Source organism: Cobetia amphilecti (assembly GCF_032923285.1).
GTDB lineage: Bacteria > Pseudomonadota > Gammaproteobacteria > Pseudomonadales > Halomonadaceae > Cobetia > Cobetia amphilecti.
In genome coordinates, this window is record NZ_CP136695.1 from 3,479,601 (window position 1) to 3,498,440 (window position 18,840).

Here is an 18,840-nt window from a genome sequence, read left to right on the forward strand (position 1 = left end):
GCGATAGTTCCTTAACTAGCGTTAACTGTTCGATCGTGTCTGCCGATGGCAGTGACCAAGGTTCCGGGCGCTTGATGACGCCTCTAAAACTCTGTGGCCTAGTTATTATCCAATGCTCGCAGGGAAACCATATACCGGGCTTTCAGGATGTGCAACAGAAAAAAACACTGTTTTCGATCACCACTCCTGAACCTATCCATCGGTCGGTTGTCTGGCGTGAGCATACTCTAGGGCTCAAGAATGAAGGATTCATGACAACCATGCGTCTTGACGCGGATTCCTGCATCACCGAGCGCATCGCTGAGCGTTAATCCCGGATTCATTGTGGAAAAACCTCGCTTGCGACAAAAGTCGCAGAACGAATACCCGTCAACTGCTGTGCTTGTCTGATGCCAAGTTGTGGTTTCCTCTCAGCTTTATCTTCATGAAAGGCACCGTCCCTGTGCCAATGATTCATTCATGAGTCTGCTATCAATATCGGTCATCAAACTCAATCATCAAATCCAGTCAACAAGCCCAGTCGCCCTCCCTGTCATCAAGCTCTGTCATCAAGCTCTGTCATCAATCAATCTTTCCATCGCACCTTGTCAGCAGGCAGTGATCCTCAACTGCTCAACCAGTTGGGCAGGAACAGCGAGATAGCCGGCACATAGGTGATCAACACCAGGAACAGCAGCAACAGCGACAACCACGGCAATGCTGCCCGAATGACCCAGGTCATCGGCTTGCCGGTGATCCCCGCCGTCACGAAGAGGTTCAGCCCTACGGGGGGTGTCAGCATGCCGATCTCCATGTTGACCACCATGATGATGCCGAGATGGATCGGGTCGATCCCCAGCTGCGTCGCGATGGGGAACAGGATTGGCGCCATGATCAGCAGAATGGCCGAGGGCTCCATGAAGTTGCCCGCCGCCAGCAGCAGCAGATTCATCACGATCAAGAAGCCCCACGCCGGCAGCCCCCAGCCGATGATGGTTTCGGCGATGGTGTGCGGAATGCGCTCCGTGGTCAGTACATGCGCGAACAGCATCGCGTTGGCGATGATGAACAACAGCATCATCGAGACGCGCGCGCCATCCAGTACCACCTTCTTGACCTCCTGATCGGTGAAGGACCCCAGAAGCCCGGCAGGCACCTGCCACAGCGCGCGCAACCCCGCACTCCCCCAGGCTTCGTTGCCCTTGCGCCACGGCACGTTCTTCAACGGCCCCATGTCGCGATAGCCCACCACGGCGATGAACCAGGCATACACCGTGGCCACGGCCGCGGCTTCGGTGGGACTGGCCACGCCGCCATAGATCGAGCCCAGCACGATGAAGATCAACATCAGACCGCCCATGGCGATCAGGCCAGAGCGCGCAAGCACCCGTACGCCGGGGAAAGGCTGAGCCGGCAACTTCTTGATCCGCGCCGCGATATAGATGGCGACCATCAAAATACCGCCCATCAGGAGGCCCGGAATCAGACCTGCCATGAACATCTTGGCCGCCGAGACTTCCGTGGCGGCGGAATACACCAGCATCACGATGGACGGCGGAATCAGGATGCCCAGTGTCCCGGCATTGGTGATCACGCCCGCCGCGAAGGACTCGGTATAGCCCTGGCGCACCATGCCCGCGATCACGATGGAGCCGATCGCCGCCACCGTGGCCGGAGAAGAGCCGGACACGGCGGCAAACAGCATGCATGCCAATACGGAGGCCATCGCCAGTCCACCGCGCACGTGGCCGATGGCATCGGTGGCGAAGGTGATCAGGCGACGTGCCACGCCACCGGTCGAGAGAAAGGTGCTGGAGAGAATGAAGAACGGGATCGCCAGCAGGGTGTAGTGATGCGACAGGGCTTCGAACAGCTTGATCGCCACCGACCCCAGTGAGTCACTGGAAAACAGCAGGATCGTGGTGACACTCGAGAAGCCCAGCGCAAAGGCGATCGGCATGCCGAGAAAGATGCCGCCGAACAGCAGCGCAAACAGAGTGGCTATGGTCATCGTGGTGTTCCCTGATCACTGTCACGGCCAGCATCGCCGTTGTCTTGGCCATCCGGCGCGTCCGACTGCACCAGATGCATGCTGTCCTCGCCTTCGTCATGAAAGCCGAAGCCACTGGCATCGCCACGAATCACCTTCCAGCCCAGTACAGCAAAGCGCAGCATCAGCAGCAACATGGCAATGGGCAGAATGGTGAGGGCGTACCACTTGGGAATCGCGATGTCCTCAAGCTCGATGCCGATCATCTTCATCAGCGAGAGATATTCATAACTGCCGACCAGCAGCATCACGCAGTACGCCATGCAGATCGCCAGCGCCAGCAAGGTCGCCACGCGCTGCCAGAGCATCGGCAGCATCTTGACCACGACATCCACGCCGATGTGCGCGCCCTGCTTGACGCCCCAGGACACGCCGATCAGCACGAACCAGCCCGCCAGATACAGCGTGGCCTCCTGTGACCAGCTGATGCCGGTATTGAAGACGAAGCGCAACACCACCTCGACGAAGACCAGCAGCACCATCGCTACCAGCAGCAGCGAGAACAGCGTCTCTTCCGCCTTGTGAAGCCATCGTAGTGCCATGGCAAAAATCCTCATGTCGCTCAAGGACACTTGCCCCACGCGAGATCGCCGATGTCCTGGCGCTCAAGATGGGGCAAGTGATGGATGGCCTGATGGCTTACTGGTTAGCAGCTTCCGCGGCGTCGACGATGTCCTGACCGATGTCGTCGGCAAACTCGCCCCATACCGGCTTCATGGCGTCGACCCACTGCTGACGCTGGGCATCGTCGAGCGTGATGATCTCGCTCTGGCCTGAATCGATGATGGCCTGCTTGGCCTCCATGTTCTTGGCTTCGGAGAGCTGGTTGCCGTAGACGATGGCCTCATCGAGCGCCGACTTGACCTCACCACGCACGTCATCCGGCAGGCCATTCCAGAAGCGCGCCGAAGACACCACCATATAATCCAGCACGCCGTGGTTGGATTCGGTGATGTACGGCTGCACCTCGAAGAACTTCTGGGAGTAGATGTTGGAGTAGGTATTCTCCTGACCGTCGATGGCCTTGGTCTGCAGCAGGATGAAGACCTCGGAGAACGGCTTCTTCAGCGAGACGGCATCCACCGCGTCAAACTGGGCCTCGAGCACATCGGAGGTCATGATGCGGAATTTCTTGCCGTCGGCATCCCCCGGTGTCTTGAGCGGCGATGACGCGGACAGCTGCTTCATGCCGTTATGCAGATAACCGAGCCCCACCAACCCCTTGGATTCCAGCGACGTCAGCAATGACTGGCCCGTCTCGCTGCTCTGGAAGCGTTCGACAGCGCCCATGTCCTTGAACAGGAAGGGCAGATCGAAGACCTGCAGCTGATCGGTATATTTCTGGAACTTGGACAATGACGGTGCCGCCAGCTGCACATCGCCCAGCAGCATGGCTTCCAGCACCTTGTCGTCCCCGTACAGCTGCGAACTGGGGTAGAGCTCGACTTCCACCTTGTCGCCCAGTCGCTCCTCCACCAGTTGCTGGAATTTCTTGCCCATCTGGCCCTTGGGGGTATTTTCCGCCACCACATGGGAAAACTTGATGGTGATCGGGTCGGCCATGGCCGTCGCTGAGGCAAACAGGATGGCAGCACTCAGGGCGGTCAGGGCTGGCTTGATAAGGCGCATGGCGAATCCTCTTGAATTGCGGATATTGTTGGTCTTGTAGGGCATTCGATATCCCGTCTGCGCGGCTCCGACACGAAGCCGCGCAGAGGTGCGGCGCGAGCAGGGATAGCCGAGACCCTGCGAGCATTGCGCCACAGCCGCCAGATAGACGAGACAATCCAGACAATTCAATAAGTTGAAGACGCACAGTTCGCATACAACTCGCGCACAAGTGAGCCGAATTCCGCGGGCCGCCGGCGATCTGTGAGGAGTTGTGCGGATTTCCGCCCACCAACGACAAGGCCCCTGTGCGGGAATCCGCACAGGGGCCTTGTCTGTTAGCACCGATCATTGTCGATCGAGCGTCTTCACCAGCTGTCACATCACCTGCCAACACATTCTCAGGAACGGTTCTCAGGGACGGTTCTCGAGGACTGTGTTCAGGGGCGGTGCTTGGTCATCAGCTCGCTGAGCTTGTGGCTGATACGCTGATCGGTCGCCTGCTCTTCCCGCGCCTTCTGTTGACGCGTCAGCTCATCGAGCTGCTGACGGGCATGGCGTGCCTCATCTTCCGTCACGGCACCCACCGACTGACCCGAGAGGTCCACGCGCTGCGTGCCCGCCCGTACCGCCTTCAGATACCGCGGCAGATGGACATAACCCGCCAGCGCGCGTCGCACCAGCTTGTCATCCCAGGGCTCGTTTTCCAGCAGCTCGATATGGATGCCGATCTTCAGCGGCCGGGTGTGGCCCTTGAAGAAGGTATCCGGATAGCGCTTGTACCACTGCTTGAGCAGCGCATGGGGAGAAGGCGCCGACTCAGGCTGAGAAGCCTGCTGTGCTTGCGGGGCCTCGCCCTGCTCAGCCTCGTTCTGCTGCTGCGCTTCCTGCTCCTGCGGTACCTGAGCTTGCGGCGTCTGGGCTTGCGACGCCTGAGCCTCGGACGAATCAGCAGCCGTCGTTGTCTGCGCGGCAGCTGCCGGCTGACTCACGTTCAGGCGCTCTGAGGCCAGGCGTTCTGCCTGCGCCTCCTGCTGCGCTGTCAGACCCGCCTCCGCATTCGTGGAGAATTGCGGCGCAGAAGCCTGCTCGACCAGTTCACGCAATTGCGCATCTCGCGCCAGCAACGCCTCATTCACCGCGCTTAACTGCGCCTGCTGCTCCTGCAGTGTCTGGCGCGCCGCCGCGAGTTGCTCAGCGAGCTGCTCACGCTCATGACGCTCCGCGGCCAGTGCACGCTCGGCTTCTGCCAAGGCACGCTGATGCGCATCGGCATCTGCCGTGGCTGCAGACGTTCCCTGCTGCTCCAGCTGGGCCAGCGCATCGCGCAGGCGGGCATTTTCCGACTCCAGGGCCGCACGGGCCTGGCGCTCTGTGTCACGCTGCTGTCGCTGTGTGTCGGCTTCATGTTCAAGCGCAGAATACAGCGCTTCGAGGCGATCCATCGTCAAGGCCTGAGCCTCCCTTGCACGCTATGGGCAGTTCCGTTTGGCACCAGTCTGTGTCAGTACCTGCTGACTGTAAAGGTCACGCCGGCCAGCCAGTGGCTCAGACGTCGCGGCGCTCGAAGCGCACGAAGTCATAGGCCGGCAGACCCTCACCACTCTCCCCCGGGACGCGCTGCGCTTCCTGCCAGCTCGCATCCAGCGCCGGGAAATGGGCATCGCCCTCGATCTCGACCGCAACCTCGGTGAGATAGAGGCGCGTCGCCACCGGCAGCGCCTGGGCGTAGATCTGACCGCCACCGATCACCATGATCTCGTCCACGCCTTCGATCATCGCGTGGTGGTCCGCCATGCTTAGCGCGGCGGCCAGGTCACTGCAGACCCGCACGCCATCGTGACTGAACTCGCTGTCACGCGTGACCACGATGTTGAGGCGGTTGGGCAGCGGCCTGCCGATGGAGGCGAAGGTCTTGCGTCCCATGATCACCGGCTTGCCCTGGGTGACATGCTTGAAGAACTTCAGGTCTTCCGGCAGATACCACGGCAACTGGTTGTCGACGCCGATCACGCGGTTGACCGACATGGCGGCAATCATCGCGACGGGCACGACGGTGTCAGCCGCCGCCGTCAGCGGAGAGAATTCATTATCGCTCATACAGCCACCTGCGCCTTGATATGCGGATGGGATTCATAGCCTTCGATGGCAATGTCATCGAAGGTGAAGTCGAACAGATCCGTGACTTCCGGATTCAACACCAGCTTCGGCAGCGCCAGCGGCTCACGCGTCAACTGCTCACGCGCCTGCTCGAGATGATTGCTGTAAAGGTGGGCATCGCCGAGGGTATGGATGAACTCGCCCGGCTTGAGGCCACACACCTGCGCGACCATCTGGGTCAGCAGCGCATAGCTTGCGATGTTGAACGGCACGCCGAGGAAGATGTCCGCGCTGCGCTGATAGAGCTGGCAGGACAGGCGACCATCGGCGACGTAGAACTGGAACAGTGCATGACAAGGCGGCAGCGCCATCTCATCCACCAGCGCCGGGTTCCAGGCCGAGACCATCAGGCGGCGCGAATCCGGGTTGGTCTTGATCTGCTCGATCAGCTGGCTGATCTGGTCGACGGAACCGCCTTGCGGGTTCGGCCAGCTGCGCCACTGGTAACCGTATACCGGCCCGAGGTCGCCATTCTCATCGGCCCACTCGTCCCAGATACGCACGCCGTTTTCCTTCAGGTAGGCGATGTTGGTATCGCCCTTCAGGAACCACAGCAGCTCGTGGATGATCGAGCGCAGGTGCAGCTTCTTGGTCGTGACCAGCGGAAAGCCTTCGGCCAGATCAAAGCGCATCTGGTGGCCGAAGACACTCAGGGTGCCGGTGCCGGTGCGATCGCCCTTTTGTGTGCCGTTTTCCAGCACATGGCGCATCAGATCTAGATAGGGTTGCATGGTGGCGAGTCCGTACGGCGTGTCAGAGGCTGGCGCGGCGAGCGGAGCCGTGGATCGCCCTGCACCAGCCTCTTCATGAATTCGAATCGTTCACTTGACGATATTTGACGCTGCCAGATACGCAAGAACGCGGCCCGATGGCCGCGTTCTTGCGTATCTGGCAGGGGGCCAGTTTACACCGAATGCCCCCTGTATTCACGCCTGCATTGCCCCTCAGGAGGCGCGAGGCACCGGCGGCTGCGCCACTTCCTGACCGCGCGACCAGGCCATCAACAGCAGCCCGAACAGCACCATCGGCAGCGACAGCAGCTGGCCCATGGTCAGCCAGTCGAAGGCGATGAAGCCGAGCTGGGAGTCCGGCTGACGGAAGAATTCGGTGATGAACCGGAAGCAGCCGTAGCAGAGCAGGAACAGACCGGAGATCAAGCCCTTCTGACGCGGTTCACGCGAGACGAACCACAGGATGGCGAACAGCGCGACGCCTTCCAGTGCAAACTGATAGAGCTGCGAGGGATGACGCGGTTCCGGCCCGTAGAGCGGATAGACCATGCCCCAGGAGACATCGGTGATGCGCCCCGGCAGCTCCTGATTGATGAAGTTGCCCAGCCGCCCTGCGCCGAGACCGATCGGCACCATCGGCGCGATGAAATCGGTCAGCTGGAAGAAGGTCAGCTGATGGCGACGCGCGAACATCAGCATCGCGATCAACACGCCCAGCAAGCCGCCATGGAAGCTCATGCCGCCATCCCAGACCTTGAAGATCCACACCGGGTCCGCCAGCAGCTTGTCGAAGCCATAGAAGAGCGCATACCCCAGGCGGCCACCCAGCACCACACCCAGGGCGCCGAAGAAGATCAGGTCGCCTACCGCGTCCTGACTCAGGCCGACGCGTGCGCGACGTGCTCGTGCCAGCCCCCAGGCCGCCGCGAAACCGATCACGTACATCAACCCGTACCAATGAATCTTGAAGGGCCCCAGCGCCAGCGCCACGGGGTCGATCTCAGGATATTGCAACATGTGAAAACCTTGAATGAGGAAGTCGGGCTCTACCAACGCACTGGGCGATGCAGTCATCGCCTCTCAGGCGGGCAGAGCATAACAGTCAAAGCATGAACACGACCTGCCTGAGGCAGCGTATTCCCGCTCACGCCAGCAGAAACCGCAGTCCGACGACGACCAGGATCAGCGCGAACAGGCGCTTGAGCAGCAGGGCCGGCAAGGCATGCGCCAGCCGCGCCCCGAGGCGCGCAAACGGCACGGACGCCAGCACGATGCCCAGCCACGCCACCCAATGGACATAGCCGATGGCGTGCTCCGGCAGATTGGGGGCATGCCAGCCGACCACGATGTTGGTCAGTGCGGCGGTCAGCGCGATGGGGAAGCCTGCCGCGGCGGCGGTCCCCACCGCTTCGGTCATGCGCGCCTGCCAGCTGGAGAGCATCGGCACCATCACCGTGCCGCCACCGATGCCGAACAGCGAGGAAATCACGCCGACGGTACTGCCGCCCACGAACTGGCCGACCCGCCCGGGCGCCTGGGCCATCTGGCCCACCTTGAGATCCAGCCCGAGCTTGGCCGCCACCAGCAGCACGAAGACGCCGAACGCCAGCTTGAGCGTCTCGCCGCTCAGTTCACTGGCCAGCACCACGCCGAGCCCGGTGCCGACCACCAGCCCCGGCAACAGCCGCTTGAGCCAATCGAGGCGCACCGCACCGCGCTCATGATGTGCCCGTGCCGACGACAGCGAGGTCACCACGATGGTGGCCAGCGAGGTGCCGATCGCCAGGTGCATCAACACCTCCGGCGCGACGCCTTGCAGCACGAAGGCCGCGGCCAGCACCGGCACGATGACAAGCCCTCCGCCAATCCCGAACAACCCCGCAATCATGCCGGCGACTGCGCCCAACAAGGGATACCACCACCACATACCCGACTCCTTTCATGCTGCATTGCGGTGACTGTCTGCCGAGAGTGGCCCGGGCCTCTCAGCGCCATGACCGTCAGCCGTCTGTTGATACTTGACCTTCGCCGCTGCCGGACGCGCGTGGCGTCAGCGTCACGTCAGGCAGCCACATGCTGACCTTGTCGATCAGCGCCTGAGGCCGGTAGGGCTTGCCCAGATAATCATCCAGCCCGGCGGCGAAGAAGCGCTCGCGATCGGCCTCACTGGCATTGGCGGTCAGCGCGATGATGACACTGCGCCGCTCACTGCCGGCGGCGGCTTCCTGCTCGCGCCAGCGCTGGCTGACACTGACGCCATCCATGCCGGGCATGAAGATATCCATGAACACCAGCGCGTAGAAATGCTGGCCACGTGCGGCCAGCGCCTCTTCGCCGCTGCTGGCGGTATCGACCAACAATCCCTGACGACCGAGCACCGTGCGTGCCAGCATCGCATTCACCGGCCCGTCATCCACCACCAGAATGCGGGTTTCGGTCGGCTTGCCCGGCCATGTCATCGGCAGCAGGATTTCCAGCGCCTGCTCGTCGTCCAGGTTGATCTGGCGATAGCTACCACCCAGCTCGTCGATCAAGCGCCGCGCCATGACAAGGCTCGAGGGCGATTGATGACCGATATCGAGCCCGACATGTCCACGCAGCTCGAGTCGCAGACAGCAACAGCCAGCGCCCTCGTCGTCGGAACCCTCTGCAGAGAACGCTGCATCGCGACAGGCCGGCAGCTCACAGGCTTGCTGCAGCTCAAGCAGCAGAGATTGATGACTGGCGCTTTCGTGGCGCATGCAGCCTTCCGCCAGATGCTCGAACAGCTGCGCGAGGCGGCGCACATCACCGCGCAATGCCTCCGGCATCGGCCCCAGCTGCCACTCGAAGGGGCAACCGACATCATGATGGCGCTGCTGCATGTCCTCGAGCAGCGCCCCCAGCGTCTCGGTTGGCGAGAAGTCATTCTCTTCCAGCGGCGTTCGTACCACTTCCTCGCGCTCGGTCAGGGCGTCCAGCAGTTGCGCCACGCTGTCGAGGCGACCCTGCAGCAGGCTGAGCTCGGCATCCTCGATATGACGCTCACGCCTGAGCTGACCAAGCTTGCGCACCAGGCCTTGCAGCGGCGGCGTCAGCTCAGCGTGCAGCATGTCCAGATAATCACTCTTCAGACGCGCCTCTTCGCGGGCACGGTCACGCGCGACCAGCAACTGCTGGCTGGCCTGATCGTGCTCCGACTCATCGATCATCACGCCGAGCACCTGCGCCGGGTCATTGTTGAAGCGACATAGCTCCAGGCGCATGCGCCGCATGCGCCCCTCGGCGTCATGTACCCGGAGTTCACGACTGCTGGGCACGCTGGGATTGGGCTCCAGCATCAGCAAGCTGCCCACCGACCGCCCCAGCGCCTCATGCAATAGCAGCCCGAACAGCTTCTCGAAGGCCGGGTTGGCCATCGCCAACAGTCCATGGCGCATCACGAAGGCCGGCAGCGGCAAGGCATCCAGCTCATGGCCGCGACCACGACGCAGCAAGGCCACGGCCCCACGGTGACGCCGCAGGATGTCATCCGCCGGATAGGCCTGCCGCCCCACCGGCGGGTACTCCTCCATCACCTCACCGTTCTCGATACGCTCGCTCTGGCGCGCCAACCACTCCAAGGGCTGCCCCAGGCGCTGGTCCATGCGCCTGAGCCGCCATTGCAAGATGAGCATGACGACGGCAAACACCAGCAGCAGCGCGCCACCACTGCCCAGCAACAGGGTCAGCAGCGGCACCTGGCCGGGCACCTCGAGTCGCGTGCTGGACACCAGGCGCCAACCAGTGACCGGCAAGCTGTCCCACACCACCACCTGAGTCCCGTGCGGGTCATCCAGCGTGGCACCGCGCAGGCTGGTATCCATCGCGCGGGCGATATCCGCGGGCAGCTCCCGGGAATGGCCGTCGCCGACATTGCTGCTGGCCGCCCAGACGTTCAGGTGGTCATCGACCAGCCAGAAGGCATCCGAGGGGGCATGCCCCGGCAGCAGCAGGCGCGCCTCCATCTGCGGCAGCGCGAGATCCAGCCCGACACGCGCCTTCTGGCCATTGCTGAGAGAGACCTCCGCCAGCGCCGTGATCTGCGGCAGACCGGCAGGCCCCGGATGCGGCGGCAGCCAGACCACGCGCGCCGCACCATTGTCGGTGTTCTCGGCAAGCTGACGCACGGTGTCCGGCAACACCCCGGTATAGGGCATGAAATCGCTGCCCGGCGCGAAGGCATCCAGCACGTTGAACCAGGGATAGAGCATGACCATGCTGTTATCGAGGCTCACGAACAGGCGTGAGATCAGGGGGTCCGACGAGTAGAGGTCCGACAGCAGCCACTGCATATGCATCAGTCGCCGCCCGGCATCGCGATCCTCATCGCTCAACGGCCCTGCGAATTCGCCGTAGAGTGCGGCTCCCCCACGCGATACCGGCCTGAACAGCTGGCCCTGCTCGGTGAGCGAGAACTGGTCCAGGCCAGCGTCATAGGCGCTGCTCCCGTTGGCGCCGAAGTCGAGATGGCGCCGTGCATAGCGCGCCAGAATCTGCAGGCGACGCTGCTGGGTTTCCAGACGCTCGCTGACCAGCGCCGTGGCCAGCGCATGCTCCTGCCTGAGCTCCCCCAGCGCGCTATCGACGGCGGCATGCTGCGTGCTGTCCCAGACCACGGCGGCCCCGACCAGAAAGCTCAACGCCACCGCCAGCTCCGCCAGCAGCAGCGGGCCAGCCGTCAGCCGAATCATGCGCGCCCAGACCTTCTCCAGGCCACTGGCGGGATTCTGGGCATTCGAAGCCACCGCCACCGCAGGCGGTGGCTCGACAGAGGAAGCACGGCGCGAGAACATGATCTGAAAGCATCCTGTAGGTGAGGCGTCGGCAAGCCCGACCGCTGACCAGCGCAAGCTGTCGAGACAAAGCAGCAGCATACGCAAGCCGCCGTCAGGCGTCATGCAGTGCCAGCGTGACAGAGGCGCTATTTTCTCCCGACCCCCTGATGGAGTGGCGACATGTGCCTGATGGCATTTGACTGGCAACCGGACTCGCCGCAGGGCGAATGCCTGCTACTGATCGGCAACCGGGATGAGTTTCACGCACGCGCCACCGCCGGGCTCTGCGTGTGGCCGGATGGTGTCCTGTGCGGCGGACGCGACCTGGTGGCCGGCGGCGGCTGGCTGGTCATGCACCCCGCCGGCAGCCTCGCCACGCTGACCAATGTGCGCCAGCTGGACCACCCTGCCCCGACGGCCAGCATCAGCCGTGGCCAGCTGGTCGCGGCCGCGGCGCGTCAGGCGCTGGGTCGATGCTCGCGCTGGCGCCTTGAAGACTGGTTGCGCGCACTGGTCGCGGGAGAGAGCGTGCCCGCGGCACTGGAGCGAGCGGACGCACAGAAGCTGTCTGCGCTGACGCTTGAGGCCGTGGACTGGTGCAACCTGCTGGTCTGCGATGGCAAGGCGTTGTGGCGCCTGCATCATGGCCCGCAAGGGGCCGAGGTGAGCCGCCTCGGCGCGGGCATCCATAGCCTGAGCAATGGCCATCCCGAGACCGGCTGGCCCAAGCAACGACGCCTGAGTGGCCGCCTGGCAGCCCTCCTCGACCCGACAGCCCGTGCTGGTCAGACAACCGCACGGCCATTGAGCGACGACGCGCTGCTCGACCTGCTCAAGGATGACTGGCGGCCCGCGCCGACTCAGCTACCGGCCACCGGGCTCACGCCCGAACGCGAAGCCCTGCTGTCCAGCCCGTTCATCGTCAGCGCCGAATATGGCACGCGGGCCTCGACCCTGGTGCGCTGGCAACGCTACCCGACAAGGGACACGACTGATCCGTCTGGTATGGTGCAGACATTGACCCTGCTGGAGCGCCGTTTCAGCCCTGAGGGCCATACCATCGCCAGCCGCAGGGCCATGACCCGCTTGCTCGCCACGGGGAGCGACGAGGAAGGAGATATCGGCAGCTGGCGACTCAGCTAGTCGTCTCACCAGCCTTCTGTGCCACAGGCGCGTTGTCGCGCGGCGGCAGCAGATGGGCCAGATCCCAGGCCTGCAGGCGGTGGAGCAACAGGTCATGAACCTCATCGGCGGTGGGCTGACACAGTACCTCGTCCACCAGTCCCTGCGCCGCACTCAGCGACACCCGCCGAATGGCCGCACGCACGCGAGGCAGGCTCGGGGCATTCATCGACAGACTGTCAAAGCCCATGCCCAGCAGCAGCAAGGCCCCGGCGGGGTCGCCCGCCAGCTCACCGCAGACGCTCACCGGCATCTTGAGCGCACGCGACTCTTCCGCCAGACGCGCCAGGGCGCGCAACACCGCCGGATGGCAGGCATCGTAGAGACTCGCCACGCGCGGGTTGTTGCGGTCCACCGCCAGCAGATACTGGGTGAGATCATTGGAGCCTACGGAGAAGAAGTCGACCCGGGTGGCGAGCGCTTCCAATTGGTAGAGCGCCGCGGGCACCTCGATCATCACGCCGACACTCGGCCGCGAGACGTTGATGCCCTCTTCGGCCAGTTCGACCAGCGCCCGATTGACCAGCGCCAGCGCCGCATCGACTTCCTCGATTCCCGAGATCATCGGCAGCATGATGCGCAGGTTGTCCAGCCCTTCCGCGGCACGCAGCATGGCCCGCAGCTGCACCATCAGCACCTCGGGGTGATCGAGCGTCACCCGGATGCCCCGCCAGCCCAGGAAAGGATTGGCCTCGTTGATCGGGAAATAGGGCAGGTCCTTGTCACCGCCGATATCCAGCGTGCGCATGGTGACCGGCAGCGGCGCAAAGCCCAGCAGCTGCTCGCGATACAGACGCGCCTGCTCCTGCTCGCTGGGGAAGCGATCACTCATCATGAACGGCACTTCGGTGCGGTAGAGCCCGACCCCGCCGACCCGCGACTTGAGCGACGCGACGGAATCCAGCGCCAGGCCGGTATTCACCATCAGCGGCAGAACATGACCATCCGGGGTCACGCTTGGCAGATCCTGCTCCTGTTCCAGCAGCGCACTCAACGCCTGCTCCTCCTCGATCAACCGTGAATAGTAGGCGCCGAGCTCAAGCTCGGGACGCACTACCAGTCGACCACGGTGACCATCGAGAATGACCGGTGCACCGCCCAGTCGCGACAACGGAAGATCCACCATGCCCAACACGGTGGGAATCCCCATCGCACGCGCCAGGATGGCGACATGCGAGGTACTCGAGCCACTGACCGCGACCAGCCCCTTGAGGCGTTCCCGCGGGACTTCCCCCAGCGTGGCGGGGCTGATCTCGTGACCGATGAGGATGGTGTTTTCCGGGTATTCGATCGGACCACTGTCACCCTCTTCCTGCAGGTGTGACAACACGCGGCGCCCAAGATCCCGTATGTCGGCGGCTCTTTCGCGCAGATAGTCATCATCGACACGCTCGAGATACTGCACATGGCGGCGCACGATATCGGCCAGCGCCGCCGGCGCCCACTGTCCTTCACGGATGCGCTTCTCGACTTCCTGCCCCAGCGCCGCGTCGCCCAGCATCTGCTGATAGACCTCGAACAGCGCATGTTCCTGGGTGGAGATACGACTGGCGAGACGCTCCGCCGCGACGCGGATCTCTTCGCGCACGGCGTTGATCGCCTCCTTGAGGCGTGCGATCTCGAATTCGATATCGGTGGGGATCAGATCAGGGACGGCGTCCAGGTCGGCAGGCGGAGACAGCACGAAGGCCTTGCCGATGGCGATACCGGGCGAGCCGGCCACGCCGGAGAAGGTCGCCTGACCGCTGGTACCAGCCAGCTTGCCCAACGCCCCGGTGGCCAGCGCGTGGGCCAGCACTCCCGCCAGCTGCGCGCCGAGGGTGACAAGGAAGGCTTCCTCACCTTCATCGAAACGGCGCTTCTCGTGCTGCTGGATGACCAGCACCCCGAGCACACGACGCTGATGGATGATGGGGACACCGAGGAAGCTGGAGAAACGCTCTTCTCCGGTCTCCTCGAAATAACGGAATTGGGGGTGTGCGGGCGCATCCTCGAGATTGAGCGGCTCTTCTCTGAGCGCCACCATCCCGACCAGGCCCTCGCCACGTGCCAGACTGACCTGCCCCACCGACGACGAGCGCAGACCGATGGTGTCCTTGAGCACGAAGCGATCGCTTTCCGGTGCCAGCAGATAGACGGAGCAGACGTCCGTCTTCATGGCCTTGCGTATGCGCAACACCATGGTCGCCAGTGCCGCGTCCAGAGAACGTGCGCCATTGACCTCCTGAACGATACGACGTAGCACCTCAAGCATGGAGTACCTCAAGCATGGTGTATCTCGCGCATCGAAGACGTCGAGAAGGTGATTGCTCAGCCAAGGCGGCGTGACCCACGCTCAGCCACCCGCGCCCATCAACGCCATCAGCCGGACGAATGTCGCCCGTGACCCTCGGAGCTGGCGCCATCGGCCCCGGGGTCACCGGCACCTGTGCCATCGAGCCCCTTGGCCGCCGCGTTGGCAGTAGCGACCGGTGAGCCACTGGCGCCAGACGGCCCGCAGGCACCCCGCGCCTCATGCAGCGATGGCCCCTCGGCGAGCGCCTTGAGCCGCTCGGTGTCCACCAGACGCTGCAGACGCGGCGCCAACTCACGCAGGGCGCGTCGATAGACCTCACGCTTGAAGGCCACGACCTGCCCCAGCGGATACCAGTAGCTCACCCAACGCCAGCCATCGAATTCAGGATTGGGCGTGGTATCCACACTTACACGGTTGTCCTGACAGCGAATCTGCAACAGGAACCACTTCTGCTTCTGACCGATGCAGATCGGTCGGGAGTGCGTTCTTACCATGCGTCTGGGTAACCGGTAGCGCAGCCATCCACGGGTGCAGGCCAGTATCTCGACGTCCTCAGCTTTCAGGCCGATCTCTTCTTCGAGTTCACGAAACAGCGCCTGTTGCGGTGTCTCGTTTGGCTTGATGCCCCCTTGCGGAAACTGCCACGCATTCTGTCCTACCCGGCGCGCCCAGAGCAGCTGGCCCTCACAGTTGGCAATGATGATGCCAACGTTGGGGCGAAAGCCGTCAGCGTCGATCACGGATGTCACCTTTGATTCGTTAATTGAAACCATTCTTCCACAAAGGCTGAAAGCGCTTCAATACGCGGTTTGGCGGTGTGAAAGCCCGAGCACCTCTGCAATAATCGCTGCCTTCACGCTATTGCAGTGCAACACGGCCGTGCGAGACTGCTCGTCGGCCACCGTACACCCGCGCAAACACTGGGCCGGCACCCTATCGTGCTCTGTTGTCCGTGTCTGTCGCCCAGCCGAGTGTGGCTGGGCAGAGCAAGGAGTTTTCCGTGAGTCTGGCCATCTTTGATCTCGACAATACCCTGATCGCCGGGGACAGTGATCACGCCTGGGGCGAATTTCTGGTCGAACAGGGCGCTGTCGACGCCAACGTTTATCGTGAAGCCAACGAGCGCTACTACCAGCTCTACCAGAGTGGCGAGCTGGACATTCACGAATACCTGGCCTTCTCACTCAAGCCGTTGTCCGAGAACAGTCCGGAGCAGTTGGCGGCCTGGCACCAGCAGTTCATGGCCGCCAAGATCGAGCCCATCATCCTGCCGCGGGCGGAAGAACTGCTGGCACGTCACCGGGCACGCGGCGACACCCTGCTGATCATCACCGCCACCAATCGCTTCATCACCGCTCCCATCGCGGACCGCCTGGGCGTCGATGAGCTGATCGCCATCGAGCCCGAGATCGTCAACGGCCGCTACACCGGACGCGTCAGCGGCGTCCCAAGCTTCCAGGCCGGCAAGGTGACCCGCCTCGAGAGCTGGCTGGCCGAACGTGACCACACCCTGGATGGCAGCACCTTCTACAGCGACTCCATCAATGACCTGCCGCTGCTGGAGCGTGTCGATACTGCCATCGCAGTGGACCCGGATGAGCAACTACGCGCCGCCGCTGACGCGCGCGATTGGCGTATCATTTCGCTTCGCGACTGATAACAGACTGATTTACATGGATTTTATCGATCCATAAGGTCGAGCAGCTTCAGCTATAAGGTTTTCATGTGGCTACAAGCATTCACCATAAAGTCGACCTTATTTGCTGAATCATTTCGCACAAGATGTGTCTATAATGTGTGTCCATCGAACCGTCGAGCCTGGTGCGGCAACTTTTGCCCCGTCACGGCAGGACGGCCTCCGGAATCCCGGTCGGGTCCGGGGGATGTCCCTCACCAACCTTGAGCGTGAGCAGCCATGTCCTCAACGACATACGATGTCCTGATTGTGGGTGGCGGCGTGTCCGGCACCGCCCTTCTCTATGAACTCGCCCGCTACACCGACCTCAAGTCGGTCGGCCTGGTGGAAAAGTACGACCACGTCGCGATCGTCAACTCGCACGGTCGCAACAACTCCCAGACCATTCACTGCGGCGACATCGAGACCAACTACACGGTCGAGAAGGCGCGTGTGACCAAGCGCACCGCGGGCATGGTGGTCAACTTCGCCACCAAGCTCAGCGAGAGTGAGCGCGATCACATCGTCTACAAGTATCCGAAGATGGTGCTGGCGGTCGGTGCCAAGGAATGCCAGTTCCTGCGCAAGCGTTTCGACACCTTCAAGCAGCTGTTTCCCAACCTGAAGCTGCTCGAGCGTGATGACATCGCCGAGCTGGAGCCGAAGGTGGTGGAAGGTCGTCGTCCTGACGAGGAAATCGTCGCGCTGGGTTCCACCGACGAATATACCGCCGTCAACTACACCACCCTGTCGGAAGCCTTCGTCAGCGAAGGCGAGAAGGCAGCGGCCGAGAAAGGCATGAACTTCGACGTTCGCCTCTCGACCGCCGTGGAAGACATCCGCAAGGAAGGTGACGTCTACAAGGTCAAGACCGACAAGGGCGAGCTCAGCGCACGCTATGTCGTGGTCAGCGCCGGCGGTCACTCCCTGCTGTTCGCCCACAAGATGGGTTACGGCCTGGACAAGTCCTGCCTGCCGATGGCCGGCTCCTTCTACTTCACCCCGAAGGTGCTCAACGGAAAGGTCTACACCATCCAGAACGAGAACCTGCCGTTCGCCGCCGTCCACGGCGACCCGGACGTGCTGGTGGAAGGCAAGACCCGCTTCGGTCCGACCGCCCTGATGCTGCCGCTGCTCGAGCGCTACAACGGCAAGACCTTCTGGGAGTTCCTCAAGGTGCTGCGCATGGACCGTAACGTCGTCAAGGCCCTGTGGGACCTGATGAAGGTGCGCGACATCCGCAACTACATCTTCAAGAACTTCATGTTCGAGGTGCCGGTGCTGCGTGAGCGCCTGTTCCACGGCGACATCAAGAAGATCGTGCCGAGCCTGGACGTCAAGGACGTCAGCTTCGCCAAGGGCTTCGGTGGCGTTCGTCCGCAGTTGATCGACAAGAGCAAGCAGAAGCTCGTGATGGGCGAAGCCAAGATCAATCCGGGTACCGGCATCGTCTTCAACATGACGCCGTCACCGGGTGGCACCAGCTGTCTGGGCAACGCCGAGAAGGACATGTATCTCGCGCAGGAATTCCTTGGCTTCAACATCGACAAGGAAACCTTCGAGCGTGATCTGCTGACCGGCGAGATCGAACTGACCGAGATCGAGCGTCCGGAAGCCTCCTCACTGATGTAAGCCTCTTTCGAGACACGCATCGGGATGAGCATCAAAAAGCCCCGCCAGCGAATGCTGGCGGGGCTTTTTGATGGGCGCCTGTTGATGGGTGCCTGGCGGGAGGCGGCCTCAGGACACCGACTGGCCCGACGGGGCCGACTGGGCCATGGGCTCGTGCACCGCATGCAGACGCTGGATCAGCTGATCCTCCAGCGCGAAACGCTCGGTCAGCCCCTGCTGCAGGCGGGCCAGCCATTCCGGCAGTCGTGCGCGATAGTGCTGGCAGCGGGTAGGACTGGAGAAATCCTCATCGAAGGACAGCACCAGCTCGGTGGAGGGCTCCAGACGCTGCATCAGCTGCTCGCAGACCGCCAGCGCCGCGGTGTCCTCGAAGACACGGCCTTCTTCCTTGAGCTGAGGATAGACCTCGAAATGCCCCGCCGAGATGTAGTCCATCAAAAGCTCGATGAAGCGATTGACGCGTGTCATCTCGAGCTGCTCGAGGTCATTGACGCAGGCCTCGTGCAGATCCATGAAGCAGACCAGCATCTCGCGTCGCTGGTCCAGCCAGCGATCAACCAACTGATGAACGCCACGAAAGCGTTCCGCCGCAGTGGTGCATTCCTCCAGCATGGGCGCCTCCTCTGGCATGACCCGAACGATAGGGGCTGACATCCGGTGCTCGCCCCGCTGCCAACCCACTATCCTCCATGCCGTGCACGCTGCCAACCCCCCACCATGGTGGCAGGGCA

General features: G+C 62.8%; 14 protein-coding genes and 1 pseudogene. 3 read left to right on the forward strand and 12 right to left on the reverse strand.

The annotated features are described in order from the left end of the window. Nucleotides 1–604 precede the first annotated feature (604 nt). The 9 genes from R1T44_RS14845 to R1T44_RS14885 all read right to left on the reverse strand — a co-directional run bounded on the left by R1T44_RS14845 (nt 605) and on the right by R1T44_RS14885 (nt 11,342). On the reverse strand, nt 605–1,990 hold the full coding sequence (locus R1T44_RS14845) for a TRAP transporter large permease (RefSeq protein WP_043331424.1): 1,386 nt from the start codon (nt 1,988–1,990) through the stop codon (nt 605–607). Then, the gene (locus R1T44_RS14850) at nt 1,987–2,571 is read right to left on the reverse strand and encodes a TRAP transporter small permease (RefSeq protein ID WP_153636387.1); all 585 of its coding nucleotides are present in this window, start codon (nt 2,569–2,571) and stop codon (nt 1,987–1,989) included. Before R1T44_RS14850 ends, R1T44_RS14845 begins: the two co-directional genes overlap by 4 nt. Before the next feature lie 97 nt (nt 2,572–2,668). After that, on the reverse strand, nt 2,669–3,658 hold the full coding sequence (locus tag R1T44_RS14855) for a TRAP transporter substrate-binding protein (RefSeq protein WP_225347130.1): 990 nt from the start codon (nt 3,656–3,658) through the stop codon (nt 2,669–2,671). A gap of 419 nt (nt 3,659–4,077) precedes the next feature. Beyond that, the gene (locus R1T44_RS14860) at nt 4,078–5,082 is read right to left on the reverse strand and encodes a ProQ/FINO family protein (RefSeq protein WP_225348166.1); all 1,005 of its coding nucleotides are present in this window, start codon (nt 5,080–5,082) and stop codon (nt 4,078–4,080) included. 103 nt (nt 5,083–5,185) lie between these two features. After that, nucleotides 5,186–5,737 carry a dihydrofolate reductase gene (locus R1T44_RS14865; RefSeq protein ID WP_054555577.1) on the reverse strand — a complete coding sequence of 184 codons (552 nt, stop codon included), beginning with the start codon at nt 5,735–5,737 and terminating at the stop codon, nt 5,186–5,188. Further along, a complete protein-coding gene (locus R1T44_RS14870) occupies nt 5,734–6,528 on the reverse strand; it encodes a thymidylate synthase (RefSeq protein ID WP_131432578.1) in 795 nt (264 codons plus the stop codon). The genes R1T44_RS14865 and R1T44_RS14870 overlap by 4 nt, the downstream gene beginning before the upstream one ends. A gap of 213 nt (nt 6,529–6,741) precedes the next feature. Further along, nucleotides 6,742–7,545: a prolipoprotein diacylglyceryl transferase gene (lgt, locus tag R1T44_RS14875; RefSeq protein WP_054555578.1), complete on the reverse strand. Its 804-nt coding sequence runs from the start codon at nt 7,543–7,545 to the stop codon at nt 6,742–6,744. A gap of 127 nt (nt 7,546–7,672) precedes the next feature. Further along, entirely contained in the window at nt 7,673–8,455 is a 783-nt protein-coding gene (locus tag R1T44_RS14880) for a sulfite exporter TauE/SafE family protein (RefSeq protein ID WP_107336182.1), read from the reverse strand. Between the two features lie 73 nt (nt 8,456–8,528). Further along, nucleotides 8,529–11,342, reverse strand: a complete 2,814-nt coding sequence (locus R1T44_RS14885; protein WP_284726633.1) for a response regulator — start codon at nt 11,340–11,342, stop codon at nt 8,529–8,531. A gap of 162 nt (nt 11,343–11,504) precedes the next feature. Here R1T44_RS14885 and R1T44_RS14890 point away from each other — a divergent pair, with 162 nt between their 5' ends. After that, on the forward strand, nt 11,505–12,467 hold the full coding sequence (locus R1T44_RS14890) for an NRDE family protein (protein WP_284726634.1): 963 nt from the start codon (nt 11,505–11,507) through the stop codon (nt 12,465–12,467). Here R1T44_RS14890 and ptsP read toward each other — a convergent pair. Both ptsP and R1T44_RS14900 read right to left on the reverse strand, forming a co-directional pair. Beyond that, nucleotides 12,460–14,760 carry a phosphoenolpyruvate--protein phosphotransferase gene (ptsP, locus tag R1T44_RS14895; RefSeq protein ID WP_052384254.1) on the reverse strand — a complete coding sequence of 767 codons (2,301 nt, stop codon included), beginning with the start codon at nt 14,758–14,760 and terminating at the stop codon, nt 12,460–12,462. The two genes, R1T44_RS14890 and ptsP, sit on opposite strands and share 8 nt — an antisense overlap. A 308-nt stretch (nt 14,761–15,068) precedes the next feature. After that, nucleotides 15,069–15,542 (reverse strand): annotated as a pseudogene (locus R1T44_RS14900) (RNA pyrophosphohydrolase); the annotation flags it as partial. A gap of 260 nt (nt 15,543–15,802) precedes the next feature. Between R1T44_RS14900 and R1T44_RS14905 the strand changes: the two are divergent. Then, nucleotides 15,803–16,459: a histidinol-phosphatase gene (locus R1T44_RS14905; protein WP_107336179.1), complete on the forward strand. Its 657-nt coding sequence runs from the start codon at nt 15,803–15,805 to the stop codon at nt 16,457–16,459. Between the two features lie 258 nt (nt 16,460–16,717). Next, nucleotides 16,718–18,109 (forward strand): FAD-dependent oxidoreductase, encoded by a 1,392-nt coding sequence (locus R1T44_RS14910; protein ID WP_043331433.1) that lies wholly within the window; start codon nt 16,718–16,720, stop codon nt 18,107–18,109. A 108-nt stretch (nt 18,110–18,217) separates the two neighbouring features. On the opposite strand, the gene rsd is transcribed toward R1T44_RS14910, so the two are convergent. Beyond that, complete coding sequence (rsd, locus tag R1T44_RS14915) at nt 18,218–18,721, reverse strand: sigma D regulator (RefSeq protein WP_043331434.1); 504 nt, start codon at nt 18,719–18,721, stop codon at nt 18,218–18,220. Nucleotides 18,722–18,840: the final 119 nt, after the last annotated feature.